Source organism: Specibacter sp. NPDC078692, assembly GCF_040686835.1.
In the GTDB taxonomy this organism is placed as follows: domain Bacteria; phylum Actinomycetota; class Actinomycetes; order Actinomycetales; family Micrococcaceae; genus Specibacter.
In genome coordinates, this window is sequence record NZ_JBFBLV010000042.1 from 21,142 (window position 1) to 27,419 (window position 6,278).

Genomic DNA, 6,278 nt, shown 5'->3' on the forward strand with positions numbered 1-6,278 from the left:
CACATGGGGCATCACGACACATTGGCGCAGGCCAGTCCGGGAACAACCCCACGGGTTAAGATTCCGGGCTCGATTGTGTTCATTGCCGTGCTGATCTTTGTCGGTGTCAGTGTTCTCCTGTACCCGACCACTGCCAGCTGGTTTTCCGCAATGCAGCAATCGCGGGATCTGGACAACTACGGAAACAGTGTCGAAATTCTGGGACCGGAAGGCCGCCGTGAGGCCCTCGCAGCGGCACGGGACTACAACAACACGCTGACCGGCGGGGCCCTGCTTGACCCGTTCAGCCACGAACCGGCCGGCGACCACAGCGAGACCGGCGCGGATTACCGCAAACAGCTCTCACTGAGTCCGGACGGGGTGATGGCCCGGCTGCAGATCCCTGCGATCAAGGCCGACCTGCCGATTTATCACGGTACCGACGACCTCACGCTGCGCCGCGGTGTGGGCCACTTGTTCGGAACAGCCCTTCCTGTGGGAGGGGCAGGAAGCCACGCCGTCCTGACCGGACACTCGGGGATTCCCGAGTCGACCCTCTTCACCGACCTGGAGAAGGTCAAGGTTGGCCAGATGATTTCGCTGGAGGTCTACGGTGAAGTGCTGACTTACAGCGTCACCAGCGTCGACACCATTTTGCCCACCGAGACCGAATCCCTTCGGCCGGTGGCGGGCAAAGACCTCCTGTCACTGATTACCTGCACCCCGATCGGCATCAACACCCACCGGTTTGTAGTGACTGCTGAGCGCATTGCCACCCCGGCGGCCGAAGCCAGCGCCAGACTGTCGATGGATGTCGACTTCCCGTGGTGGGCGGTCGGAATGGGGGCAGCAGCCCTTGCATCGATCACCATCGTGTTCGTGGGCAGCCGCCGCGAACGTGCACGCAAAGACTCCTAGGACCTTCCCCCAGGTCCCGGGACCGTCCAGGTCGGCTGCGCCCCCAGGCAGCAGCCTGGACAGCAACACAGAAAGGGACCCGCGCCTTCCCCCGGCGAGGGTCCCTTTTTGCATGCCCGCAGATCAAACAACAAACCCCGGAGCACCAGAGTGCGCCGGGGTTTCGTGAAGCGTTGGTTAGCCGAACAGGATGGCTGCCTCGTCGTAGCGGTGCTGCGGAACAACCTTCAGGTTGCCCAGGGCCGCCTCGAAGGGGACGTGCTCAATCTCGGTGCCCTTGAGCGAGACCATGGTGCCCCAGCGCGCTTCCACGACGGAGTCGACGGCGGCCATGCCCAGGCGGGTAGCCAGGACGCGGTCAAAGCTGGAGGGGACGCCTCCGCGCTGGATGTGACCCAGAATCGTGGCACGGGTTTCGATGCCGGTGCGGGCTTCGATCTCCGGCGCCAACTGCTCGCTAATACCACCGAGGCGGGGACGGCCAAAGGTGTCAAGGCCCCGCTCGGAGTGGGCCGAGTCCTGATGGTCGGGGACGAATCCTTCAGCCACCACAATCAGCGGAGCACGGCCGCGATCGTGAGCCTCGTTCACCCATTCAACGATCTGGTCCATGCTGGTCTTCTGCTCAGGAATCAGCACAGCGTGTGCTCCGGTGGCCATGCCTGCATGCAAGGCGATCCAGCCGACGTGGCGGCCCATGACCTCTGCAATCATGCAGCGGTGGTGGGATTCGCCGGTGGTGCGCAGGCGGTCGATAGCTTCGGTGGCGATCTGAACGGCAGTGTCAAAGCCGAAGGTGTAATCGGTAGCGTCAAGATCGTTATCCACGGTCTTGGGGACACCTACAATTTTTAGGCCTGCATCGGTCAGTCGGCGTGCCGCCGCCAGGGTGCCTTCGCCGCCGATGGCGATGAGGGCGTCGACGCCAAGACGTTCCATATTGGCCTTGATGACATCGGGGCCACCATTGCCTTCAAACGGGTTGGTGCGGGAGGTACCCAAGATGGTGCCGCCCTGCTTGGAGATTCCGCGGACCATCTGACGGGGGAGGTCCATGACATCGCCCTCAACCACGCCGCGCCAGCCGTCACGGAAACCAACAAATTCGTGGCCGTAGGACTTGATGCCCTTAAGGACGATTCCGCGGATCACTGCGTTCAACCCGGGGCAGTCTCCGCCGCTGGTGAGAATTCCAATCTTCATATGTTTAAAGTCCTTCGAGGGGATGAATTCAATGGGGGTGTGAGCGCACCATTGAGCTCCTCTCTAGAACATTCTAGACGTTCGTGTGATCTCGGCAACTTCGAGCCCGATCCGTGGACTTCCCCGTGTCGACTACCACCAGCGGGGCTTCAACGCTGAGTCTGTTTTTTGCGCAGCAGGTTCACGGTGCCGCCGGCCACCATGGCCAGACCCGCCCCGAACAGTAGCCACATGGCAGTCTCGCCTGCATCGAGTTGGAGCCCGGCTTGTCTGATGAGAATGACCAGAATACCTAGGGCAATGACCACGGCCCCCCAAACGATGGTGCCCACCCGCACTGTCTGGCCTTCTGACTCGAGGTGCTTGAGGACGTCGGGCATTCCTAGATTGCTGGTAGGGAAAGGCCCTGAGGGGATGGGTTCGGTGGGGATGGGTTCGGTGGGGTTAGACATGATCTTCTCCGTGGGAACAGTGGGATGAGGGGGAATGGCGTGCGCGTCAGGAACGTGCGGCAGGGGGCGGGGTCCTGGCTGGCGGGACATTACTGGCCTGCCACTCGGACAACGGTGACGTTAGAGGCGGCGCCCTGGACAGTGATGATGAGTCCGTAACCGGTGGCCTCAGGGTTGAGATCGGTGCTGGCCTCATTCACGAAGGTGTCGGAGGAGTCCTGATCATCAAGCGTCCATGAGGAGGCCACCAGATCGCTGTTGATCTGAACGGGGATGCTGGTGGGTACCTTGATGGTCATTTGGGCGGCGGCTAGATCCACCGGAATCTTGACGTCGGCAGTGAGGGGGGACGCGTCGTCGAGCTTTGTGAGGTCAAGCGTTGCGTTGCCCATAACCAAGGTTCGCCCAGATTCGGCAGAGGCAATGGTGGTGGGTGCCCAGAGAGTGGTGGTGAACGCGGAACCTTGGCCGGTGTACGGCGGCAGGCTCAGTAGGCCAGCAAGCACCAGCATGATGATTGCGAACGTGCCCACACCGCCAGCAGCTCGGCCCAGAATGCCGGCACACACAATGGCGATACCCGCGGTGATGGCAGCCGCTGCGGCCGCCGTCGCCACAGCATAGCCGCCAAGATCAATGACGTTGGTAGCTTCCAGAATCATGACGATTGCGCCAACCATAATTGCCAAACCCAGGGCTAATAGGCTTGCTGCGGCACCGAGTCGTGGCCTGGTTTTCACAGGATGCTTGACGTACATCTGCGGTTGGGGTGTGAACTGCTGTGCCGGATAGGAGTGCTGGGCCGAGTAGTGGCCGGCGAAAGCGGGCGCCGCTCCGGGTGCGGTGCTCCCGGCTGCCGGGGTGGCGAAATAGGGGGCACTCTGGTGCGGCTGGGCCGTGTCCATAGGCTTTTGCCAGTCAGGGGCAGGAACCGAACTCTTCGTCTTGTTCTGGTTCACCGCCCAGTAAATGACACCCACGACGGCGGCAATCCAGAACAGCGGCCAGGGGAACCAGCCGTTGTGGTCGCCGAAGATGAAACCTTGCCCGGGGCTGATGAGTCCCACCAAGGTCAACAGGCCTGCGCCTGTCATACCGGTGGACCAGTGGCCGCGCAGCATCTGCTCGGTGTGAATTCGGCCATCAGGCTCGGGTAGGAGCGCCCAGGCAACGCCATAGGCCAGAACGCCGATACCGAAGAACAGGGTGAGGACCACGGCAAGGCCGCGCACAATTACTGGATCGATGCCCCACTTATTGGCCAGGCCGCTGCAGACGCCGCCTACCCAGCGGTTGCTGCCACGCTGCACGCCTAAGCCGCGGATCCACAGGAAGAACTTTGCTGAATCGTGGCGGTTCTCGTGCAGAGGTTCGTTGGGTGCGGACTCCGGTGCCCCTGATTGCGGCGTGGGAGACGGGTCTGTTTCCGGGGATGGCGCTGGGTCTGGGGTGGGGTCTGCTGGCTGCTCAGGGAGGTCATGTGAGGTATTCATACTTCAATGGTGTCCGCTGGTTTGGCTGTTCACCATTGGGGGTGACCCTGAAAGAACCCTGAACAACCCCGCAGAACACACTGCGGGAGGTCCCGGGCGTGCTTGGATTGAACCATGACCCCAAAGATGTACCGTTCCCAGCAGCGCAGGCTCGCAGGGGTTTGCGGCGGATTGGCCAAACACCTCGGCATGAGTGTTTCCGTGGTGCGCGCCGTCATGATCGGCACAAGTTTCTTCTTTGGCGCAGGGATAGTGTTCTACGCATGGCTGTGGCTCTTAGTTCCGATGGAAGGCGAGTCAGCTGACGCAGGCAGGAACCTGCTCGACGCCGATGGGAACCCCCGTCTGAAACTCTTCCGGCCTGCAAACGATGCTCCCGCAGAGATCAATGCCAACCCGCAGCGTCAAAAGCTCTCCCTGGGCTCCCGTGAAATCCTCATCGGAGGAGCACTGGTTATCGCTGCCGGGGTTATATTCGGTTCACCCAGCGCCTGGAACCTGCAGCTGGGGACGTTACTGCCGCTGTTCATCATTGTTCTCGGCGCCGTTTTGACGTGGATGCAGCTAGATAACACCCGCCGGGTGGGGCTGCTCAGCGCCGCCAAAATGAATACGCCCATGGCACTGCTGAGACTCGGTGGCGGCCTCGCCTTGGTCATTGCCGGGGTCATTGTCATTGTTACCGGTTCGGGGTCCTGGGCCCTGGTGTGGGCTTCGGTGGTGGCCTCCCTCGCAGTTCTTGCCGGAGTGGCACTTGTGCTAGCCCCGTGGGCCTTGAAGTTTTGGCGCGAATTCCAGGAGGAGCGGGCAGGGCGCGTTCGCGCAACGGAGCGGGCCGAGATTGCAGCCCACCTGCACGACTCGGTGCTGCAAACTCTGGCCTTGATTCAAAAGAGCGCCAATTCCTCAGCCGATGTCACCCGGCTGGCCCGTGCTCAAGAACGTGAACTCCGGGAATGGATCTATCAGGACGCTGCCCATGATTCCGGTGCGTTAGTAGAACGCGTCAAGGCCGTCTGTGCTGAGGTTGAGGACCTTAGCGGGCAGGCCGTGGAAGTTGTCGTGGTGGGCGATGCGGACTTGAGCGAACGAGGCAATGCCCTGGTACAGGCCGTCCGGGAAGCTGTGCTCAATGCTGCCCGGCACGGCGGCACCACCGTTTCGGTTTACGTTGAGGCCGGCGCAAAGGGAGTAGACGTCTTTGTGAAGGACCGCGGGCCAGGCTTTGATGTCGACGCCGTGGCGGTTGACAGGCTGGGGGTCCGGGAGTCCGTCGTCGGCCGCATGCAACGCAATGGTGGCACGGCTGAGATCATTAGTTCTGCGGATGGTACCGAAGTGCGGTTGCACTTGCCCAAAGAAACCCCTGCCACTGAGGAAAACAAATGACGAGTGCGGTAACACCCATCAGAGTTGTGATTGTGGACGATCACGCCATCTTCCGGTCCGGGCTCAAGGCCGATCTGGCTGATGACCTTCTGGTCTTGGCTGAGGCCGCCACGGTTGAACAAGCCATTGCCGCCGTGACAGCTCACCAACCGGACGTGGTGCTGTTGGACGTGCACCTGCCGGGCGGGCGGGGACAGGGCGGACGCGAAGTCATCGCTGGCTGTGCCGCGTTGCTGGCCAGCACCAAATTCTTAGCGCTGAGTGTTTCGGACTCTGCCGAAGACGTGGTCTCAGTGATCCGGGCCGGCGCTCGCGGCTACGTGACGAAATCAATTTCCGGTGCCGAAATTTCCGACGCTGTCCGGCGCGTGGCTGGAGGAGACGCGGTATTTTCCCCGCGGCTGGCCGGGTTCGTGTTGGATGCTTTTGGCACGGCCGAAGTCGCCGTAGAAGACGAGCTGGACAAGCTCTCGGCACGCGAGCTGGAAGTCATGCGACTGATCGCCCGCGGCTACTCCTACAAGGAGGTCGCCAAAGCGCTGTTTATTTCCATCAAAACCGTGGAGTCCCACGTTTCCGCCGTGCTGCGCAAACTCCAGCTCTCCTCACGCCATGAACTGACCCGCTGGGCCGTGGACAGACGACTGCTCTAGCGGAGCCTTTTCGGTGTGGATCGAGACGGATCATGTGGCGTGGAGGCACGGACTGCCGGAAAATCAGCCCCGCGGCTACGTCCACGGCTACGGCCATACAGAAATGCCGCCGTTTGACGCAAATGCCATGGTTCAGCATTGTCTACAACGACGCCGCTTATGGAGCCGAAGTGCACCACTTTGGCCTTGAC

General features: G+C 61.7%; 6 protein-coding genes. 3 read left to right on the forward strand and 3 right to left on the reverse strand.

Going from position 1 to position 6,278, the window contains the following annotated elements:
* Nucleotides 1–3 precede the first annotated feature (3 nt).
* Nucleotides 4–897 carry a class C sortase gene (locus tag AB0O97_RS18820; protein ID WP_363884740.1) on the forward strand — a complete coding sequence of 298 codons (894 nt, stop codon included), beginning with the start codon at nt 4–6 and terminating at the stop codon, nt 895–897.
* A gap of 177 nt (nt 898–1,074) precedes the next feature.
* Here the strand turns inward: AB0O97_RS18820 and AB0O97_RS18825 are convergent, their stop codons facing one another.
* The 3 genes from AB0O97_RS18825 to AB0O97_RS18835 form a co-directional block, all read right to left on the reverse strand.
* Nucleotides 1,075–2,100, reverse strand: a complete 1,026-nt coding sequence (locus AB0O97_RS18825) for a 6-phosphofructokinase (RefSeq protein WP_363884742.1) — start codon at nt 2,098–2,100, stop codon at nt 1,075–1,077.
* 149 nt (nt 2,101–2,249) lie between these two features.
* Complete coding sequence (locus AB0O97_RS18830) at nt 2,250–2,552, reverse strand: hypothetical protein (RefSeq protein ID WP_363884744.1); 303 nt, start codon at nt 2,550–2,552, stop codon at nt 2,250–2,252.
* Between the two features lie 89 nt (nt 2,553–2,641).
* Nucleotides 2,642–4,045, reverse strand: a complete 1,404-nt coding sequence (locus AB0O97_RS18835; protein ID WP_363884745.1) for a PspC domain-containing protein — start codon at nt 4,043–4,045, stop codon at nt 2,642–2,644.
* A gap of 114 nt (nt 4,046–4,159) precedes the next feature.
* Between AB0O97_RS18835 and AB0O97_RS18840 the strand changes: the two genes are divergently transcribed.
* Entirely contained in the window at nt 4,160–5,434 is a 1,275-nt protein-coding gene (locus AB0O97_RS18840) for a PspC domain-containing protein (RefSeq protein ID WP_363884747.1), read from the forward strand.
* Nucleotides 5,431–6,087, forward strand: coding sequence for a response regulator transcription factor (locus AB0O97_RS18845; protein WP_363843258.1), 657 nt, complete (start codon nt 5,431–5,433; stop codon nt 6,085–6,087). Before AB0O97_RS18840 ends, AB0O97_RS18845 begins: the two co-directional genes overlap by 4 nt.
* The last annotated feature ends 191 nt before the right edge of the window (nt 6,088–6,278 follow it).